Source organism: Kribbella sp. CA-247076, from assembly GCF_050942445.1.
Classification (GTDB): Bacteria; Actinomycetota; Actinomycetes; order Propionibacteriales; family Kribbellaceae; genus Kribbella.
The window spans coordinates 3773966-3790980 of the sequence record NZ_CP192051.1 but is presented as its reverse complement, the minus strand read 5'-3'; the positions used below and the strand labels follow the sequence as shown (position 1 = coordinate 3790980).

At 70.9% G+C, this 17015-nt stretch carries 19 protein-coding genes; 8 read left to right on the top strand and 11 right to left on the bottom strand.

Translation table 11 applies throughout. The features are described from left to right. Positions 1-20 precede the first annotated feature (20 nt). A complete protein-coding gene (locus ACQPYZ_RS17995; protein ID WP_433156977.1) occupies positions 21-968 on the top strand; it encodes a helix-turn-helix transcriptional regulator in 948 nt (315 codons plus the stop codon). Here the strand turns inward: ACQPYZ_RS17995 and ACQPYZ_RS17990 are convergent. Beyond that, on the bottom strand, positions 950-1384 hold the full coding sequence (locus tag ACQPYZ_RS17990) for a GNAT family N-acetyltransferase (RefSeq protein ID WP_433156974.1): 435 nt from the start codon (positions 1382-1384) through the stop codon (positions 950-952). The two genes, ACQPYZ_RS17995 and ACQPYZ_RS17990, sit on opposite strands and share 19 nt — an antisense overlap. A 99-nt stretch (positions 1385-1483) precedes the next feature. Between ACQPYZ_RS17990 and ACQPYZ_RS17985 the strand changes: the two genes are divergently transcribed. Next, positions 1484-2350: an LppU/SCO3897 family protein gene (locus tag ACQPYZ_RS17985; protein ID WP_433156971.1), complete on the top strand. Its 867-nt coding sequence runs from the start codon at positions 1484-1486 to the stop codon at positions 2348-2350. Between the two features lie 18 nt (positions 2351-2368). Here the strand turns inward: ACQPYZ_RS17985 and ACQPYZ_RS17980 are convergent, their stop codons facing one another. Together ACQPYZ_RS17980 and ACQPYZ_RS17975 are read right to left on the bottom strand one after the other, a co-directional pair. Beyond that, complete coding sequence (locus tag ACQPYZ_RS17980) at positions 2369-2794, bottom strand: nucleoside deaminase (protein ID WP_433156969.1); 426 nt, start codon at positions 2792-2794, stop codon at positions 2369-2371. Further along, on the bottom strand, positions 2791-3639 hold the full coding sequence (locus tag ACQPYZ_RS17975) for an LLM class flavin-dependent oxidoreductase (RefSeq protein ID WP_433156966.1): 849 nt from the start codon (positions 3637-3639) through the stop codon (positions 2791-2793). Before ACQPYZ_RS17975 ends, ACQPYZ_RS17980 begins: the two co-directional genes overlap by 4 nt. 94 nt (positions 3640-3733) lie before the next feature. Between ACQPYZ_RS17975 and ACQPYZ_RS17970 the strand changes: the two genes are divergently transcribed. Continuing rightward, entirely contained in the window at positions 3734-4198 is a 465-nt protein-coding gene (locus ACQPYZ_RS17970) for an Lrp/AsnC family transcriptional regulator (protein WP_433156963.1), read from the top strand. A gap of 29 nt (positions 4199-4227) precedes the next feature. Further along, a complete protein-coding gene (locus ACQPYZ_RS17965; protein WP_433156961.1) occupies positions 4228-5004 on the top strand; it encodes an SDR family oxidoreductase in 777 nt (258 codons plus the stop codon). Between the two features lies 1 nt (position 5005). Here ACQPYZ_RS17965 and ACQPYZ_RS17960 read toward each other — a convergent pair whose 3' ends face one another. From ACQPYZ_RS17960 to ACQPYZ_RS17950, 3 genes are read right to left on the bottom strand one after another with little or no spacing between them, the layout of a single operon-like run. Next, complete coding sequence (locus ACQPYZ_RS17960) at positions 5006-5440, bottom strand: OsmC family protein (RefSeq protein WP_433156958.1); 435 nt, start codon at positions 5438-5440, stop codon at positions 5006-5008. 30 nt (positions 5441-5470) lie between these two features. Then, positions 5471-6121 carry an SDR family oxidoreductase gene (locus ACQPYZ_RS17955; protein ID WP_433156955.1) on the bottom strand — a complete coding sequence of 217 codons (651 nt, stop codon included), beginning with the start codon at positions 6119-6121 and terminating at the stop codon, positions 5471-5473. A gap of 55 nt (positions 6122-6176) precedes the next feature. Beyond that, entirely contained in the window at positions 6177-8057 is a 1881-nt protein-coding gene (locus ACQPYZ_RS17950) for a propionyl-CoA synthetase (protein WP_433156952.1), read from the bottom strand. Positions 8058-8082: 25 nt separating this feature from the next. Here ACQPYZ_RS17950 and ACQPYZ_RS17945 point away from each other — a divergent pair, with 25 nt between their 5' ends. Further along, positions 8083-9033: a threonine/serine dehydratase gene (locus ACQPYZ_RS17945; RefSeq protein WP_433156949.1), complete on the top strand. Its 951-nt coding sequence runs from the start codon at positions 8083-8085 to the stop codon at positions 9031-9033. Positions 9034-9050: 17 nt separating this feature from the next. Here the strand turns inward: ACQPYZ_RS17945 and ACQPYZ_RS17940 are convergent, their stop codons facing one another. Then, on the bottom strand, positions 9051-9665 hold the full coding sequence (locus ACQPYZ_RS17940) for a rhomboid family intramembrane serine protease (RefSeq protein WP_433156946.1): 615 nt from the start codon (positions 9663-9665) through the stop codon (positions 9051-9053). A 117-nt stretch (positions 9666-9782) separates the two neighbouring features. Between ACQPYZ_RS17940 and ACQPYZ_RS17935 the strand changes: the two genes are divergently transcribed. Then, a complete protein-coding gene (locus tag ACQPYZ_RS17935; protein WP_433156943.1) occupies positions 9783-10982 on the top strand; it encodes a Cmx/CmrA family chloramphenicol efflux MFS transporter in 1200 nt (399 codons plus the stop codon). Here ACQPYZ_RS17935 and ACQPYZ_RS17930 read toward each other — a convergent pair. Beyond that, positions 10924-12342: an APC family permease gene (locus ACQPYZ_RS17930; RefSeq protein ID WP_433156940.1), complete on the bottom strand. Its 1419-nt coding sequence runs from the start codon at positions 12340-12342 to the stop codon at positions 10924-10926. The two genes, ACQPYZ_RS17935 and ACQPYZ_RS17930, sit on opposite strands and share 59 nt — an antisense overlap. Positions 12343-12465: 123 nt before the next feature. Here ACQPYZ_RS17930 and ACQPYZ_RS17925 point away from each other — a divergent pair, with 123 nt between their 5' ends. Continuing rightward, on the top strand, positions 12466-13419 hold the full coding sequence (locus tag ACQPYZ_RS17925) for a DUF389 domain-containing protein (RefSeq protein WP_433156937.1): 954 nt from the start codon (positions 12466-12468) through the stop codon (positions 13417-13419). A 191-nt stretch (positions 13420-13610) separates the two neighbouring features. Continuing rightward, complete coding sequence (locus ACQPYZ_RS17920) at positions 13611-14558, top strand: LuxR C-terminal-related transcriptional regulator (protein WP_433156934.1); 948 nt, start codon at positions 13611-13613, stop codon at positions 14556-14558. Position 14559: 1 nt separating this feature from the next. Here ACQPYZ_RS17920 and ACQPYZ_RS17915 read toward each other — a convergent pair whose 3' ends face one another. The 3 genes from ACQPYZ_RS17915 to ACQPYZ_RS17905 all read right to left on the bottom strand — a co-directional run bounded on the left by ACQPYZ_RS17915 (position 14560) and on the right by ACQPYZ_RS17905 (position 17000). After that, positions 14560-15189, bottom strand: coding sequence for an HNH endonuclease family protein (locus ACQPYZ_RS17915; RefSeq protein WP_433156931.1), 630 nt, complete (start codon positions 15187-15189; stop codon positions 14560-14562). Positions 15190-15297: 108 nt separating this feature from the next. Then, positions 15298-16059: a YaaA family protein gene (locus ACQPYZ_RS17910; protein WP_433156928.1), complete on the bottom strand. Its 762-nt coding sequence runs from the start codon at positions 16057-16059 to the stop codon at positions 15298-15300. Further along, positions 16056-17000 (bottom strand): aldo/keto reductase, encoded by a 945-nt coding sequence (locus ACQPYZ_RS17905; RefSeq protein WP_433156925.1) that lies wholly within the window; start codon positions 16998-17000, stop codon positions 16056-16058. The genes ACQPYZ_RS17910 and ACQPYZ_RS17905 overlap by 4 nt, the downstream gene beginning before the upstream one ends. Positions 17001-17015: the final 15 nt, after the last annotated feature.

Sequence of the window (17015 nt, the reverse complement as noted above, 5' to 3'; positions counted from 1 at the left end):
TTGTCTGGGAGCATGGGTGGGTGCGGGCGGATCGACTGGTGGCGGTGCTGCTGCTGATGCAGGCGCGCGGCCGGGTGACCGCGGCCGAGGTGGCCGCGGAGCTGGAGATCTCGGTGGCGACGGCGCGCCGAGATCTCGAGGCGTTGTCGACGGCCGGCATCCCGGTCTATCCACAGCCGGGACGCAACGGCGGTTGGCAGCTGATCGGCGGAGCGCGGACCGACCTCAGTGGACTGACCGCGCCCGAGGCGCAGGCCTTGTTTCTGCTCGTCGGGCCGGCGGCGTCGATCGCCCCGGACGCGAAGGCGGCGTTGCGGAAGCTCGTGCGCGCACTCCCCCAGACGTTCCGTGAGGAGGCGGAGGCCGCGGCCGAGGCGGTCGTCATCGACCCGGCCCGCTGGGGCGAGCACACCAAGGAACGTCCCGAGCTGGTACGGCGGTTGCAGGACGCCGTCGTACGGCGGCTGAAGGTGCGACTGGTCTACGCGGGACGCGGGCGGGAGCAGTCGGAACGCGTGGTCGATCCGCTCGGACTCGTGGACAAGGACGACATCTGGTACCTGATCGCCCGGACGCCGAAGGGGCAACGCACGTTCCGGGTGGAGCGGGTGGTGTCGGCGCAGGTGACCGGCGAGACGTTCGAGCGGCCGGCCGACTTCGACCTGACCGCGGCGTGGAACGAGATCGTCGAGCAGATGGAGGAACGACGGTCCGGACTGACCGCGACCGTGCTGATGGACCGGCGGCACCTGTGGGTGATGCAGGACCGGCTCGGGCGCCACTGCGAGGTGGACGGGACGGAGGGCGACCGGGTGCGGATCAAGGTGACCGCGCCGACCCCGCTGATGATCGCCCAGCACTTGGCCGGCTGGGGTGGGTCCATCGAGGTGATCGACCCACCATCGGTGCAAGCCGAACTGGCCCGCCTCGGCAGCGAACTCGCGTCTCGCTACAGCGGGATCGTGTAAAGGATGAAACCGCGGTTCTCGGCGACCTGGTCGTACAGGTGGCGGGCGGTCGCGTTGGACTCGTGCGTGGACCAGTAGACGCGACCGCAGCCGCGCTCCTTCGCCCAGTCGGTGACCGCGGTGAGCAACGCGCGGGCGGCACCCTGGCCGCGCGCCTCGGCGGCGGTGAACAGGTCTTGCAGATAGCAGGAGTCGGGTGACGTCGTACTCGCGTGCGTGAGGAAGTGCGCGATGCCGACCAGCCGATCGTCGAGGCGGGCGCCGAGGGCGTGGATCTCCTGCCCCCGCTGGAATCTGGTCCAGGCCTGATCGTAGAAGTCGTTCGTCATCGTGCGGCCGTAGAACTCGTTGTAGCCGGCAAACAGTTGCTGCCAGGCGGTGCTGTCGGACGGTTCCAGCGGGCCGGTGGTGAGCATGGGCGTCACCGTGCCATACGAACCCGGTCGGATGGACCACTGGGGTGAGTAGGGTGCGGTGGTTCGACCTGTTCCGTCATCATCTTCCAGAAGGCGTCCGTGACCACATCCCCTCCTCAGCCCCCGCAGAACCCGTACCCCGGCCACCCGGGCGGTTACGGACCTCCGCCGGAGCAGTTCCCCCAGTACGCCCAGCCGCAGGCTCAACCGGCCGGCCCGCCGCAGTCCTACGAGCAGCCGCCGCAGCCGTTCCAGCAGGCACCGAACCAGCCGCACCAGCCCACCCAGCCCTTCCCGCAGCCCGGCAGCCCCTACCAGCAGCCGGGGCAGCATCAGCAGCCGATGCCGCAGAATGTTTTGCAGTGCCGGTTCTGTGGGGCGTTTCCGGCGGAGCAGGCGACCGTGCGCGGTCACCAGGGCATGATCGTGGTGATGCGGTTCCTCAAGCTGCAGGGCCCGTTCTGCAAGACCTGTGGCATCGCGACCGTCCGCGAGATGACGGCCAAGAGCATGCTGCAGGGCTGGTGGGGTATCGGCTCGATGATCGTCAACCCGATCACGATGCTGATGAACCTCGAGCCCTGGGCGAAGTTCCGCAAGCTCCCCGACCCGGCGCCGGGTGCGCCCGGCCGGCCGATGGATCCGGGCAAGCCGCTGTTCCGGCGGCCGGCGGTCCTGATGCTGCTGCTCCCGATCGCGCTCATCACCGCGATCGTGGTGATCAATCTGAGCACCACGACCGCGTCCGAGGCCGAGGTCGGTGCCTGCGTGGTGAACAAGGGCACCGCGGTCAGCCCGAACGTCGAGGTCGTGGACTGCGCGTCGTCCGAGGCGGAGTACAAGGTCGTCGGCAAGCTCGACGGCACCGTCGACGACTCCCGGTGCGACCAGTTCCCCGGCTACGAGGCGGCGTACACCTCGGAGGTCGGGTCGCAGAAGTACACGCTCTGTCTCGGCCCGATCTGAGCCGCGAGTGGTGCCGGTCTACGGGTAGTACCCGGCGACCGGCACCTTCGCCTCGTCGTACAGCGCCGGACCTTCCTGCGGTACGGCGGGGAAGCCGCCGGCCGACCTGAGTCCGTTGAGCTGCTCGCCGGACAGCGCGTACACCACCCGTCCGAGTCCGGAGCGGGCCAGCGCGCCCGAGCACATCTCGCATGGCTGGCAACTCGTGTACATCGTCGTTCCCGCGGCTGTCTCCGGGTCGAGCTCGCGCGCCGCCCACACCGCGAGCTTGAGCTCCGGGTGGAAGCTGACGTCCCGGTCGGTGATCGTCGAGTTCTGCTCCTCGGCGAGCACCGTCCCGTCCGGGCCGACCAGCAGCGAGCCGAACGGCGGGTTGCCGGCCTGCCGGGCGGCCGCGGCCAGCTCGATCGCGCGGCGGAGGAAGCCTTCGGCCTCGGGGGTCATGCGTTCTCCCATCGTCGGTGCGCGGCGATCGTCGCCAGCGCCTGCCAGGCCACCTCGGGCCGTTCGGTCTCGGCCGGATCACCCACGAAGGGGTCCAGTACGACGCTCCGCGCTCCGAGGTCACGGAGTACGTCGAGGTCGGCCAGCACCTGGTCGAGCGAGCCCTCCCCCGCGACCCGCTCGTCGTCGGGCAGCGGGTCCGGGGTCAGCCGGAGCAGGATCCGGGGCGCGAACGCCGGCACCGGCCGGCCCTCGTCGGCCGCGATCGTCCGCAGCCGGTCCAGCGCCGTACTCATCCAGTCGACCCGCTCCCGGAGCGGATGCCAGGCGTCGCCGAGGCGGACCGCCCGGCGCAGACCTGCCGTACTGCGGCCGCCGATCCACAGCGGGATGTGGCCGTCGCCGTAGTCCTTGTCGTTCTCCCAGGCCTGCCGGATCGCGATCAGCGTCTCGTCGGTGACCTGGCCGCGGCGGTCGAAGTCGGCGCCGAGCGCCTCGAACTCCTGCCGGGCCCAGCCGACGCCCAGACCGAGGACGAGCCGGCCGCCGCTCAGCTGGTGCAGGTTCGCCGCCATTCTTGCCGTCAGCAACGGATGCCGGTACGGGGCAATCAGGACGGTGGTGCCCAGCCGGACCCGCTCGGTGACGCCAGCCAGCCAGCTCAGCGTGGTGAACGGCTCGTAGAAGGGCGCCGGGTACTGCTCGGCCACGTCCGCGGTGATGGCGACGTGGTCGGACACCATCAGCAGGTCGTAGCCGAGCCCCTCGACCGTGCGGGCCCAGTCGCGCAGCCGGGCGGGATTCGTGCCGGGGCCGAAGTTGGGGACGTTCACACCGATTTCCACGCCGTTCAGGCTATCCAGCCGCACACCCGGAATTGAAGGGAATCCTCCCGGCATCGGGTCCCTGCGGCCGTGGAATCGCCGGTATATTCGCGCTATGACCGAGAGTCTCGATCCGACCGACTGGGCCATCCTGGCCGAGCTGCAGAACGACGGCCGGATGTCGCTGACCGAGCTGGGGCGCCGGGTGAACCTGAGCGCCTCGGCTGCCACCGAGCGGGTCCGCCGGCTGGAGTCGACCGGGATCATCAGCGGCTACCGCGCCGAGGTCGACCTGACGAAGGTGGGGTACCCGGTGCTGGCTGTCGTCCGGCTGAAGTACCCGGGCAACAAGCACGAGCCGCTGCACCAGTTGCTGAAGGCCCGGCACGAGATCCTCGAGTGCCTGCGGACCACCGGGGACGACTGCTACACGCTCAAGGTCGCGGCCGCGTCGATGCCGCACCTGGAGGAGCTGGTCAACGAGCTCACCGAGTTCGGCAGCACCACCACGAACCTCGTCTACACCCAGACCCTCCCGTACCGCGGCCCGCAGCAGGACCCCACGCCCGACCGGCGCTGAGACCGGCCGCATCGTCGTAGGCTTGGTTCGTGAGGGTGCTCGTCACTGGAGCCGCTGGGCTACTGGGGAGCGAGGTCGTGCGGCTGGCCGAGCACGAGGTGGTACCGACGTACCACAGACAGCCAGTTCCCGATGGGACCCGGATGGACGTGCGGGACCGCGGCGACGTCGAGGACGTCATCCGGAAGGTGCGCCCCGACGGCATCGTGCACGCGGCCTACCTGCAGTCCGACTGGGCGACGACGGCCGTTGGCGCCGCGAACATCGCCCTCGCCGGCCACGACGCCCGGCTCGTGTTCGTCTCGACCGACGTGGTCTTCGGCGGCGGCGTCGAGCCGTACGACGAGGATGCGATCCCGTGCCCGGTCACGCCGTACGGCGCGGCGAAGGCGGCCGCGGAGACGGTCGTCCGCGCGGTCCACCCGTCGGCGGTGATCGCGCGGACGTCGCTGATCATCGGGTCCGCCGGTGAGTCGACCACCGAGCGATTCGTGCACGCGCTCGCCGCCGGTGAGCGGGGAGCGCTCTACACCGGCAACATCCGCTGCCCGGTCCACGTGACCGACCTGGCGTCGGCGCTCCTCGAGCTGCTGGAGTCCGACGTGCAGGGTACGGCGCACGTGGCCGGCCCGGACGCGGTCGACCGGCTCGAGCTCGGCCGGTTGATCGCCGTCCGCGACGGCCTCGATCCACAGGCCCTGCCGTTCACACCCGGTTCGCCGTCCGACGTGCGCCTGGACGGCAAGCGGACCCAGACCCGGCTGCGGACCCGCCTCCGCGGCGTCCACGAGTTCCTGGGCGGGTGACTCAGACCGTCTCGTCGACCGTGGTGGTGACCGGGGTGCCGAGCTCGACCGTCCGGCTGACGGTGCAGAGGCGGTCGTGGGACATCTTCACCGCGCGCGGCAGGGCCTCGCGGGCCTTGTCGCCGTCCTCGCCGTCGGGGAAGCGGACGGTGAACTCGACCGCGAGGTTCTCCATCCGGTTGCCCTCCTCGGCGTCGCGGACCTTGTCGCCACGGACGACCGCGCGGAACTCGGTCGGCTCGGCGCGCCGGCTGACCACGATGTCGACGTCGATCGCGGAGCAGGTGCCGATCGCGGCCAGCAGCAGCTCGACCGGGGTGAAGTCGGTGTCGTCACCGCCGGACCCGACCCGGATGGTGCCGCCGCGTGCGTTGCGGACCTCGTAGCTGCTGTTGGCCAGGCGCTCGAACTGCACCTGCCGGAGTGTGTCGCCCATAACCGTCACATTCTGTTGCTTGTGGCAACGTCAGAGATTCTTCAGAGCCTCGGCCACCGGGGTCTGGCCGGCGACGAGTTCGAGGGTCCGGCCGATCGCGGCCGGGGTTTCGCAGAGGCCGGCGAGCACGAGCGCGACGTCGTCGCGGCTGATCCTGCCGTTGCCGGTCTTGTCCGCGAGCAGGACCTGGCCGGTGCCCGGGTCGTCGGTGAGGCCGCCCGGACGCAGGATCGTCCAGTCCAGGTCGCGCCGCCGCAGATCCTCCTCGGCGGCCCACTTCGCCTTCAGGTAGACGGTGAACACCTCGTCGTCGGTGAGCGAGTCGGCCCGGTCGGCGCCCATCGATCCGACCTGGAGATGCCGTCGTACGCCGGCCTGCTCGGCCGCGTCGGCGAACAGCGCGGCCGCGCCCCGGTCGACCGTGTCCTTCCGCGCCTTCCCGCTGCCCGGGCCGGCGCCCGCGGCGAAGACGGCCACGTCCGCGCCGGACAGCACCTCGGCCACCGCGGCGGCGTCGGCCTGCTCGAGGTCCAGGACGGCGGCCTGCCCACCGGCGGCCGCGACGTCGGCCTCGTGGTCCGGGTTCCGGATCAGGCCGACCACCTCGTGTCCGCCCTCGGCCAGCAGCTTCGTCAGCCGCAGCGCGATCTGCCCGTGTCCACCCGCAATCACGACTCGCATACCTGAGCCTAACCCGCCCGCGCCCGCGCACATTCCGTGCCGTGCGCAACGACGCTCAGTCCGGCCGGCGCAGGACGGGTCGGAGGGCGTCGAGGACGGCGGGGTCCTCGATCGTGGACGGGATCGGCTCGTCCCGGCCGTCGGCAATGCCGCGCATGGTCTTGCGGAGGATCTTCCCGGAGCGGGTCTTCGGCAGGGCGTCGACCACCGCCACGTCCCGGAAGGCGGCGACCGGCCCGATGTCGCGTCGTACGGCGGCCACCAACTCGTCCCGCAGTACGTCGTCCGCGATGTCCGCGCCGGCCTTGAGCACGACGAGCCCGCGGGGCAACTGGCCTTTCACCGGGTCGTGGACGCCGATCACCGCGCACTCGGCCACCGCCGGATGGGCCGCGAGCACCGCCTCCATGCTGCCCGTCGACAACCGGTGTCCGGCCACGTTGATGACGTCGTCGGTCCGGCCCATCACGAAGACGTACCCGTCCTCGTCGACGTGGCCGGAGTCACCGGTCAGGTAGTAGCCGTCGTACCGGCTGAGGTAGTTGTCGACGTAGCGCTGGTCGTCGCCCCACAGCGTCGGCAGCGCACCCGGCGGCAGCGGCAGCCGGATCGCGATCGCGCCCTCCTCCCCCGCCGGCAGCCGGGTGCCGGCGGCGTCGAGGATCCGCAGGTCCCAGCCGGGCATCGGGACCGTGGCCGAGCCGGGTTTGGTCGGGAGCGGCTCGAGGCCGCGGGGGTTGGCGGCGATCGGCCAGCCGGTCTCGGTCTGCCACCAGTGGTCGACCACCGGTACGCCGAGGTGCTCGTGCGCCCAGTGGTACGTCTCCGGATCGAGCCGCTCGCCGGCGAGGAACAGGGTGCGGAAGGCGCCGAGGTCGTACTTCGGCACCTCGGCCGCCGAGGGGTCGACCTTCTTGATCGCGCGGAACGCGGTCGGTGCGGTGAAGAGCGCCTTCGCCCGGTGCTCGGCGATCACCCGCCAGAACGCACCGGCATCCGGAGTACCGACCGGTTTCCCCTCGTACAGCACGGTGGTCGCGCCGACCAGCAGGGGCGCGTAGACGATGTAGGAGTGGCCGACGACCCAGCCGACGTCGGACGCCGTCCACCACACGTCGCCCGGGCCGATGTCATAGACCGCGCGCATCGACCAGGACAGCGCGACCGCGTGCCCGCCGTTGTCGCGGACCACGCCCTTCGGCTTCCCCGTCGTCCCCGAGGTGTAGAGGATGTAGAGCGGATCCGTCGCCGCCACCGGAACCGGGTCGGCGGGCTGCGCGCCGGCGGTGAGCTCGGACCAGTCGAGGTCGTGCTCACCGAGCTTGGCGACGGCCGCCTCCCGTTGGAGTACGACGGTGTGCTCGGGCCGATGCCGGGTCAGCTCGAGGGCGGCGTCGATGATCGGTTTGTACTCGACCACGCGGGTCGGCTCGATCCCGCAGGACGCGGCCACGATCACCCGCGGCGTGGCGTCGTCGATCCGGGCCGCGAGTTCCTTGGGCGCGAAGCCGCCGAACACCACCGAGTGGATCGCGCCGAGCCGCGCGCACGCCAGCATGGTGATGACGGCCTCCGGCACCATCGGCATGTAGACGATGACGCGGTCGCCCTTGCCGACCCCGAGCGACGCCAGCGCGCCGGCGAACACCGCCACTTCGTCCCGCAGTTCCTGATAGGTCAGGGTCCGCTGGGACGCGGTGACGGGCGAGTCGTAGATCAGCGCGGTCCGGTCGCCGTTGCCCGCCTCGACGTGCCGGTCCAGCGCGTTGTACGACGTGTTCAGCTCGGCGTCCGGGAACCACCGGTAGAGCGGCGCGCCCGAGTCGTCCAGCGCGCGGGACGGCGGCCGAGTCCACGAGATCGCATCCGCGGCGTCGAGCCAGAAGGCTTCCGGATCGTCAAGACTCCGCCGGTAGTCGTCCTGGTAAGCACCCATTCCGTCATCGTGGCAGGGTTGGGGCATGACGGTAAGCCTCGGTGAGGTGCGGGCAGCGGCGGAGCGGATCGCCGGACGGGTACGACGGACGCCGGTGATCGAGGTGGCTCCGGGCCTGACGTTCAAGCTCGAGCTGCTACAGCACACCGGCTCGTTCAAGCCGCGCGGCGCGTTCAACCGGCTGCTCGCCGCCAAGGAGACCGGCGAGCTCGACGGGCAAGGCATCGTCACCGCGTCGGGTGGCAACGCGGGTCTCGCCGCGGCCTACGCGGCCCGCGAGCTCGGCGTACGCGCGCGGATCTTCGTCCCGGTCACCGCACCCGCGCCGAAGGTCGCCAAGCTGCGCACCCTGGAGGCCGAGGTCGTCCAGGCGGGGAACGAGTACGCCGAGGCGTACAACGCGGCCCTGCAGGCGAGGGACGAGTCCGGTGCGCTCCTGCTGCACGCGTACGACCAGCCGGAGGTCGTTGCCGGCCAGGGCACGGTCGGGCTCGAGCTGGTCGACCAGGTCGGGGCGTTCGACACCGTGCTGGTCGCGGTCGGCGGTGGCGGACTGATCGCCGGGATCGCGACCGCGATCGGTGACAGCGTGCGTGTCGTCGGCGTCGAGCCCGAACTAGCCCCGACCCTGCACCGGGCTCTGGAAGCCGGCGAACCGACGGACGGCCCGGTCGGTGGCGTTGCGGCCGACTCACTCGGTGCGCGGCGGCTGGGTGACCTGGCGTTCGAGGCGGTCCGGCGGTACGACGTCGCGTCCCTGCTCGTCGGCGAGGACGCGATCGTTGCTGCCCGCAATGAGCTGTGGCGCGACCACCACGTGGCGGTCGAGCACGGTGCCGCGGTCGCGTACGCCGCGCTGACGTCCGGGGCGTACAAGCCGGCGCCCGGCGAGCAGGTCGTGGTCGTGGTGTGCGGCGCGAACACCGACCCGGCGACGCTGGGCCAGACCCTGGCTCCGGCCGGGGCGCAGGACTAGACGACCCGGGCGCAGGCCTAGACGACCGGGCGGCGCTTCGGGCGGTCGTCGGCGAGCACCCACGCGGCGATCACGCCGGCGATCGCGCCGAACAGGTGGCCCTGCCAGGAGATGCCGTCCTGCGGCAGCAGCCCGCCGAGGAGGGCACTCCCCCACACCAGCACGACCAGGACGCCGACCAGCACCTGGGTCAGCCGCCGGTTGAAGATCCCGCGTGCGATCAGGTACGCCGCGAAGCCGAACACCAGCCCACTGGCACCGATCGTGATCGTGTTCGGCGGCGAGACCAGCCAGGTCCCGAAGCCGCCGATCACGGTGACGATCGCGGTCACCGCGAACAGCCGGACCGCACCGCTGATCGCGATCAGCGCGCCGAGAGTGACCAAGGGCAGCGTGTTCGAGATCAGGTGACCGAAGCCGAGGTGCAGGAACGGCGCGGTGACGACGCCGAGCAGGCCCTCCGGGTCGCGCGAGATGATCCCGTACCGGTCGAGGGCTCCGTTGAGCGCCGTGTCGACGATCTCGCTCAGCCAGATCAGCCCGACCAGCAGGACGAGCAACTTCAGCCCGCCGCCGATCCGGGCCGTGTCGACGGTCCGTCCGCTCCGCTGCGCCGGCGTGTGGAAGCTCATGCCTCAACGATGCCGTACCGCCCCAAGTCTCAGTCTGTGGTCAGCGCGGCGACAGCGGAGGGTGACGTCCGCGATACTCGCCGTGGCTGCCGTCGAATGAGGTGTGGGGGAATCGCGATGCCGCTGGCCGTCTACGTCCTCGGCCTGAGCATCTTCGCTCAGGGCACGTCCGAGCTGATGCTCGCCGGACTGCTCCCTGAGCTGTCAGCGGATCTGCACGTCTCGATCCCGGCCACCGGCCTGCTCATCTCCGCGTTCGCCGTCGGCATGCTGGTCGGCGCACCGGTCCTGGCCGTGGCCACGCTCACCTGGTCCCGGTGTACAGCGCTGCTGCTCTTCCTCGCGGTCTTCGCGCTCACGCACGTCGCCGGTGCGCTCACGCCGAACTACGCCGTACTGCTGATCACCCGGATCGTCGGCGCGTTCGTCTACGCCGGCTTCTGGTCGGTCGCGGCCGTGACCGTGGTCGCGCTCGTCCCGGCGACCGCGCGCGCCCGGGCGATGAGTGTGGTGACCGGCGGGCTCACCATCGCGACCATCGTCGGGCTGCCCGCGGGCACGGTGATGGGCCAGCACCTCGGCTGGCGTACGGCGTTCTGGACCGTCGCCGGACTGTGCGTCGTCGCGATGGCCGGCGTCCTCGCCACCATCCCGGCCGGTCGCCCGGACCCGGCGACGACGCCACGCCTCCGCGACGAGCTCCGGGTCCTGGCGAACTCGCGACTCTGGCTCGCGTTCGGGACCACTGCGCTGGTGACGACGACCATCCTCGTGGTCTTCAGCTACCTCGCTCCGCTGCTCATCCAGACCACCGGGCTGAGTCCGAGCGCTGTGCCCGGCGTACTGGCGCTCTACGGCCTCGGCTCGTTCATCGGGATCACGCTCGGCGGCCGGACCGCGGACGCGCTGCCCTTCCACACCCTGTTCACCGGGATCGCGGGCCTCAGCGTGCTGTCCGCGGCCCTCGCGATCACCGCGGGCAGTCCCGTCCTCGCCGTCTCCGTGATCGCGCTGCTCGGCGGCTTCGGATTCGCGACCAACCCGGCCCTGAACGCCCGCGTGTTCAGCCTGGCCGGCGACGCGCCCACCCTCGCGACCGCGACGAACTTCTCCGCGTTCAACGTCGGGATCACCGTCGGGCCGTGGCTCGGTGGGCTGGCGATCGACGCCGGTGCGGGCTACCCCGCACTCGGCTGGATCGCCGCCGCCACCGGGCTCACGGCCCTGGGCACGGTCGTCGTGGCCGCGCTGCTGCCGGTCAGTTCACCGGACCACTCGGGTCGATGTGCGACGGATCGAAGTCGGGGTGCCGGTTGAACACGAACCGGTTGAGCAGCCAGGTGATGATCCACAAGAAGATGCCGATCACCATCAGCCAGCCGGCGATCTTGTAGTCCGCGGTCGCCCGGCCGGACAACGGGCTGGCCAGGTACACGCACAGCACGGCACCCAGCACCGGCAGCACGGTCGGTGCGTGGAAGTGCTTGTGCTCCACCCGGTCCCGGCGCAGCACCAGGACGGCGACGTTCACGATCGCGAACACGCACAGCAGCAGGAACGCCGTCGTACCACCGAGCGCGGCCAGGTCGGCGTACCCGATCAGGAAGAACGCGAGCAGCGTGGTGAACAGGATCGCGACGTACGGCGTCCGCCGCCGGTTCAGCACGCGGCCGAGCGGACCGGGCAGGACCTGCTCGTGCGCCATGCCGTACAGCAGCCGGCTGGCCATCAGCATGTTGATCAGCGCCGAGTTGGCGACCGCGAACATGGTGATCCAGGCGAAGACCTCCAGTGGGAAGCCCGGTGCGCCGGCCGAGACCACCTTCAGCAGCGGGGTCGATCCCTCGTTCAGGTCGTCCGGTGATACCAGAGTGACCGCCGAGATCGCGACCAGGACGTAGATGACGCCGGTGACGCACAGGCCGATCAGCATGATCCTCGGGAAGATCCGGACCGGGTCCTTGGTCTCCTCGGCCATGTTCACCGAGTCCTCGAAGCCGACCATCGCGAAGAACGCCAGCGCGGTCGCCGCGGTCACCGCGCCGAACGCCGACTCACCCGACGGGGTGTTGAACTCGGTCAGCCGGGAGGTGTCGCCGTCGCCGCTGCCGATCGCCCAGACGCCGATCGCGATCACGATCAGCAGACCGGACAGCTCGACACAGGTCAGCACGACGTTCGCCTTGACGCTCTCGCCGACGCCGCGCAGGTTGACCAGCGCGATCAGCGCCATGAAGGACAGCGAGGTGATCATCAGCAGCGACCCGCGGTCGGGGTCGATGTCGACGGCGGAGAAGAAGTTCGCCGCGAACGCCTTGGACGCGCTCGACGCCGAGGTGAGGCCGGAGCACATCACCGCGAAGGTCAGCAGGAAGGTGAGGAAGTGGATGCCGAACGCCTTGTGCGTGTAGACCGCCGCTCCACCGGCCCGCGGGTACTTCGTGACGAGCTCCAGGTAGGCGGTCGCGGTCAGCAGCGCGACCACGAACGCACACAGGAACGGCAGCCAGACGGCCCCGCCGACCTCGCCGGCGACCTTCCCGGTCAGCGCGTACACGCCGGTCCCGAGAATGTCCCCCACCACGAACAGCAGCAACAGCCCCGGGCCCATCACCCGCTTCAGCTCCGGCCGCTTACCGGTCTCCGCGGTAGCAGCCGCGCTCGTACTTTCGCTCATCCCCGCCTCCCTGGATCGGTGCGACAGTCGACCACACCCGGGGTGCATCAGCCAGTACTTTCGGTGACCCCGACCGGGCTGTGACCGGAAGGTGACCGGCGGCCTGCGAACATGTGGCCCGTGATGCACCTTCGTCTCATCGTCCCACCGGATCGCAGCAAGCGCGTCCTGGACACGCTCGTCGACGATCCCCGCGTCACCAGCATCGTCCGGCTCCCCGGTGCGGCCCACCGGCCGGCGGGCGACGTGATCGAGTGCGACGTCACCCGCGAGGCCACCTCGGAGATCCTCGGCTGGCTGAAACAGCAGGGGCTGTACGACGACGGCTCGGTGGCGATCGCCCTCGTCGACGCGGCCCCCTCGCGGAACGCCCGGCAGGCGGAGAAGGCGGCGCCCGGCGCACCCGACGACGCGGTCATCTGGGACGCGGTCGTCGACAAGGCCTACAACGAGGCCAAGGGTTCCTGGGTGTACTACGCCTTCCTCACGCTGGCGACGATGATCGCGGCCGTTGCCGTGATCACCGATTCGTCGATCCTGGTGGTCGGTGCCATGGTCGTCGGGCCGGAGTTCGGGGTGGTCGCGGCGCTGGCGGTGGGGCTTGCCCTGGGCAACGCCGGCCTGACCTGGCGTGCCGCCTGGTTGCTCGTGCTCGGTTTCCTGCTGGCGATCGTGGTCACCACTTTGGCCGCGCTGGTGGCGCGGGCGGTCGGCTGGATCGACACCAGCGACGTGATCGCGGCCCGCCCGCTGACCGGGTTCATCTGGCGTCCGGACAAGTGGTCTGCGGTGGTCGCCGTACTGGCCGGCTGTGCCGGGGTGCTGTCGCAGACGGCGGGGCGGGCGAACGCGCTGGTCGGCGTCTTCATCTCGGTCACGACCGTGCCGGCGGCGGGTGACCTGGCCTTGTCGATCGCGGTCTGGGCGCCGGAGCAGATCGGCGGCTCGGCCGCCCAGCTCGGGATCAACCTCGGCGGGATGACCGCGGCCGGCGTGGTCACCCTGCTGCTGCAACGCCGGATCTGGCGGACGTACCTACGGGTGAAAGGAAGAGCGGGCGCGCGCGTTGAGGCTTGACCGGGCGTCCCCTGTCCGGTCCGCGCGCGCCCTGCTCAGCTAGTCGTACCCCATCCAGGGGCGGTCGGCACCATGCATCCGGCTGACGTATGTCGGACATGGCGCGAACTCGCCAGCGAGCTGAAAACGAATCCACACCGGCCACCGGACGAGATAGCCTTTCCGGAATCCGGTCGCGCGGGAGGATTGTCATGCTGGAGTCGCTGGGCGTGGAGCCGGCGGACGAAGAGGCCTATCGGGCCCTCCTGGCGGCGCCGGGGTGCGAGCTGACCGACCTCGCCAAGCGACTCGACCAGGACCAGACGGACGTGCTCGCGACGGTGGAGCGCCTCGAGGACCTCGGGCTGCTGACGACCACCGCCGACGACCCGCCCCGGCTGCTGCCGACCCGCCCGGACGTCGCGGTCGACGCGCTGGTCGCCGTACGGCGGTCGGAGTTGGACCGGGTCCGCGCGGAGGCCCGGGTGCTGCTGACCGAGTTGCGGGCGCAGGAGCAGCACCGGCCGGAGAACCTGGTCGAGGTGATCGTCGGGCAGGAGGCGATCGCGGCCCGGTTCGCCCAGTTGCTGAACGGCACGCGCGAGCAGTTGCTGGTGCTCGACCGGCCGCCGTACGCGTCCCAGCCGGGTGAGTCCGACCCGCGGGTGCGGGGCCTGCTCGGCGAGGGGGTCGTTGTCCAGGGCATCTACTCCCCCGATTCGCTCGACGTGCCGGGTGGCGTGGACGAGGCGTTCAGCGCGGCCGATGCCGGTGAGACGTCACGCGTGCATCCGCAGGTGCCGATGAAGCTCGCGGTGTTCGACCGCAAGGTCGCGCTGCTGCCGCTGTCTGTCGACCAACTGGTCGACAGTGCCCTCGTCGTTCATCCCTGTGCGCTGCTGGACGCGCTGATCGCGATGTTCACCCTGCTGTGGGACCAGGCCGTTCCGGTCGTGCCGCCGGCGAAGACCGATCCGCAGGACGCCCGGCTGATGACGTTGCTGGCCGCCGGGTTCAAGGACGACGCGATCGCGCGGCAGCTCGGGCTGAGCAGCCGGACGGTCGGCCGCCGGGTCGCCGAGCTGATGGAGACGCTGGGTGCGCGGACCCGGTTCCAGGCCGGGATCCACGCCCAGCGCCGCCATCTGCTCGAGGAGTGAGTCAGCAGGCGCCCAGCATCTGCTGCAGCGCGGTCTTCTCCGCGGACTGCAGCGAGAGGCCGTACGTGTGCTTCACCCAGATCCACTCGCGCGCGTAGATGCAGTGCACCGAGGTGTTGGTCGGCTTCCACGCCGACGGGTCCTTGTCGCCCTTCGAGCGGTTGCTCGACGCCGAGACCGCGATCAGCTGCGAGATCGCCAGGTCGTTCGCGAACTGCTGCCGCCGGGACGTGCTCCAGGCGTTGGCGCCGGACTTCCACGCCTCGGCGAGCGGGACGATGTGGTCGATGTCCACCGACGAGTCGTCCTCGACCCAGGTGGCGTCGTACACGCTGTACCAGCGGCCGGCGGTCGGCTCGCACTGGCCGTCGACGGTGACGCCGGAGCCGTCGCGCTTGAGCACCTGGTCGCGGGTGTCACACGTGCCGGACTGGGTGATCCAGTGCGGGAACAGGTCGCGGCTGTAGCCGCTGGTGGACCCCTCGGTCCGCACCGTGAGACCTGCCAGCTGGGTGGCCGCCGTACTCGCGGACGGCGGGGTCGGTGGGTAGGCCAGCGCCGGTCCGGCGCCCAGGGCCCAGGCGGTCGCAGCGGCGACAGCCGTGATCACGAGAGTGGTGAAACGTCGCATCGGTCAGGCCTCCGACGGGTTGGGCGGATCCCCCCTGACGTGCTGCCCTCAGCCTTCCCCGGACACGCTCCGTAAGAAACCACTCACCGATGAAGGCCGTGTGAACGGTCAGTCGTGCTCGACCACGGTCAACGTCCAGCCGGCACCCGTCCGGTCGAGTTCGGCGTTCCAGTGCTCGCTCACCAGTCTGTGCAGGGACCTCGGCGTCCCCGGGTCCTTGCCGGACTCCAGCAGGTAGCGGGCGACCTGGCCGCGGGTGTGCTTGGCGTTGTGCGAGACGACCGAGCGGACGCCGGCGCGTTCGCGGACGACGTTCACCGCGACCCACTTGGCGGCCTGCTCCGCGGTAGGTCGCCAGGCGGCCACGTACGTCGACGAGCGGCAGTCGACGATCACGCCGTCCGCGCCGGCCAGCGCGGTCGCCAGCGGGTCGCGCCACACCGAGGCGAGCGGCCCGAGGCCGGGCAGCGTCGTACCCATCGAGAGCCGGTACGGCGGGACGCGGTCGGCCATCCGCAGCGCACCCCAGGCCGCGGACACGACCAGGAGGCGGTTGCCGGCCCGGCGCTTGCTGCCCGCGGACAGGGACGCGTAGCCGAGGGCGTCGTACAGGACCCCGGAGTACAGCTCCGACACCGGTACGGCGGGCTCGGTCCGCCACCGGGTATTCCGGTCCACCTCGTGCTGGAGCGAGGCGCCGACCCCGAGTACGTCGTACGCGTCGGCCGATGCGGAGACCTTGGCCAGCGCCTCGAGGACCTGCTCGCGAACGGGCGTGAGCTCCGGGAACGACAGCGTCGCGTGGTCGACCGCGCGGCCGCGCGACCGGCCGGTCTTGCCCTCGGACGGCGGCAGCAGGATCAGCGTCACGTGAGGTCGTCCAGGGCGGCCAGGTCGGCGGGCGTCGGGTCCCACAGGCCGGCGGCGACGTTCTGCTCGATCTGCGCCGGCGTGGTCGCGCCCGCGATCACTGACGCGACCGCCGGCTGGGCCGCGAGACCGCCGATGGCGACGTCGATCATCGACAGCTCACGCTCGGCCGCGAACGTCTCCAGGGCCTCGATCTTGTCGAAGTCCGCCCGGGCCAGCCGCTCGGGCTGGGTCGCGAGCCGGGTCCCCTCGGGTGCCCCCTCGCCGCGCTTGTACTTGCCGGTGAGCAGACCGGAGGCGAGCGGGAAGAACGGCAGGACGCCGATGCCGAGGTGCTCGCAGGCCGGGATCAGCTCGTCCTCGACGTCCCGCTCGAGCAGGGAGTACTGGTTCTGGGCGCTGACGAAACGCTCCAGCCCGGCGGACTTGGCGACCCAGTCGGCGTCGACCACCTGCCAGCCGGCGAACTGCGAGCTGCCGAGGTACCGGACCTTGCCCTCGGCAACCAGCTCGGAGAGCGCCGCGAGCGTTTCCTCGATCGGGGTGACCGGGTCCGGGAAGTGCAGCTGGTAGAGGTCGATCCAGTCGGTGCCCAGCCGCTGCAGGCTCGACTCGACCGCCCGGCGGATGTACCGGCGGGAACCGCGGACACCCCAGTCCGGGCCGTTCACACCCTGCATGTCGCCGCCGAACTTGGTCGCGATGACGACCTCGTCGCGACGGCTGCCGAGCGCCTTGCCGAGCAGCTCCTCACTGGATCCGTGCTCACCGTGATAGATGTCCGCGGTGTCGAACAGGGTGATACCGGCGTCGACCGCGGCGTTCACCACCGCGTCCGTCCGGGTCGCGTCCAGGCGCCGCCCGAAGTTGTTGCAGCCCAGTCCCACCACGCTCACCGTGAGGCCTGAGTCACCCAGCTGCCGGTACTCCATCTCGCTCATGTGCTCAGCCTAGTG

What these genes read in the sequence shown, in the direction of transcription:
- ACQPYZ_RS17945 (WP_433156949.1), top strand. Translation starts at nt 8,083, where the DNA reads ATGACGGTAAGCCTCGGTGAGGTGCGGGCAGCGGCGGAGCGGATCGCC.
- ACQPYZ_RS17905 (WP_433156925.1), bottom strand. Translation starts at nt 17,000, where the DNA reads ATGAGCGAGATGGAGTACCGGCAGCTGGGTGACTCAGGCCTCACGGTG.
- ACQPYZ_RS17920 (WP_433156934.1), top strand. Translation starts at nt 13,611, where the DNA reads ATGCTGGAGTCGCTGGGCGTGGAGCCGGCGGACGAAGAGGCCTATCGG.
- ACQPYZ_RS17970 (WP_433156963.1), top strand. Translation starts at nt 3,734, where the DNA reads ATGACCGAGAGTCTCGATCCGACCGACTGGGCCATCCTGGCCGAGCTG.
- ACQPYZ_RS17915 (WP_433156931.1), bottom strand. Translation starts at nt 15,189, where the DNA reads ATGCGACGTTTCACCACTCTCGTGATCACGGCTGTCGCCGCTGCGACC.
- ACQPYZ_RS17950 (WP_433156952.1), bottom strand. Translation starts at nt 8,057, where the DNA reads ATGGGTGCTTACCAGGACGACTACCGGCGGAGTCTTGACGATCCGGAA.
- ACQPYZ_RS17925 (WP_433156937.1), top strand. Translation starts at nt 12,466, where the DNA reads ATGCACCTTCGTCTCATCGTCCCACCGGATCGCAGCAAGCGCGTCCTG.
- ACQPYZ_RS17940 (WP_433156946.1), bottom strand. Translation starts at nt 9,665, where the DNA reads ATGAGCTTCCACACGCCGGCGCAGCGGAGCGGACGGACCGTCGACACG.
- ACQPYZ_RS17960 (WP_433156958.1), bottom strand. Translation starts at nt 5,440, where the DNA reads ATGGGCGACACACTCCGGCAGGTGCAGTTCGAGCGCCTGGCCAACAGC.
- ACQPYZ_RS17990 (WP_433156974.1), bottom strand. Translation starts at nt 1,384, where the DNA reads ATGCTCACCACCGGCCCGCTGGAACCGTCCGACAGCACCGCCTGGCAG.
- ACQPYZ_RS17980 (WP_433156969.1), bottom strand. Translation starts at nt 2,794, where the DNA reads ATGACCCCCGAGGCCGAAGGCTTCCTCCGCCGCGCGATCGAGCTGGCC.
- ACQPYZ_RS17955 (WP_433156955.1), bottom strand. Translation starts at nt 6,121, where the DNA reads ATGCGAGTCGTGATTGCGGGTGGACACGGGCAGATCGCGCTGCGGCTG.
- ACQPYZ_RS17930 (WP_433156940.1), bottom strand. Translation starts at nt 12,342, where the DNA reads ATGAGCGAAAGTACGAGCGCGGCTGCTACCGCGGAGACCGGTAAGCGG.
- ACQPYZ_RS17935 (WP_433156943.1), top strand. Translation starts at nt 9,783, where the DNA reads ATGCCGCTGGCCGTCTACGTCCTCGGCCTGAGCATCTTCGCTCAGGGC.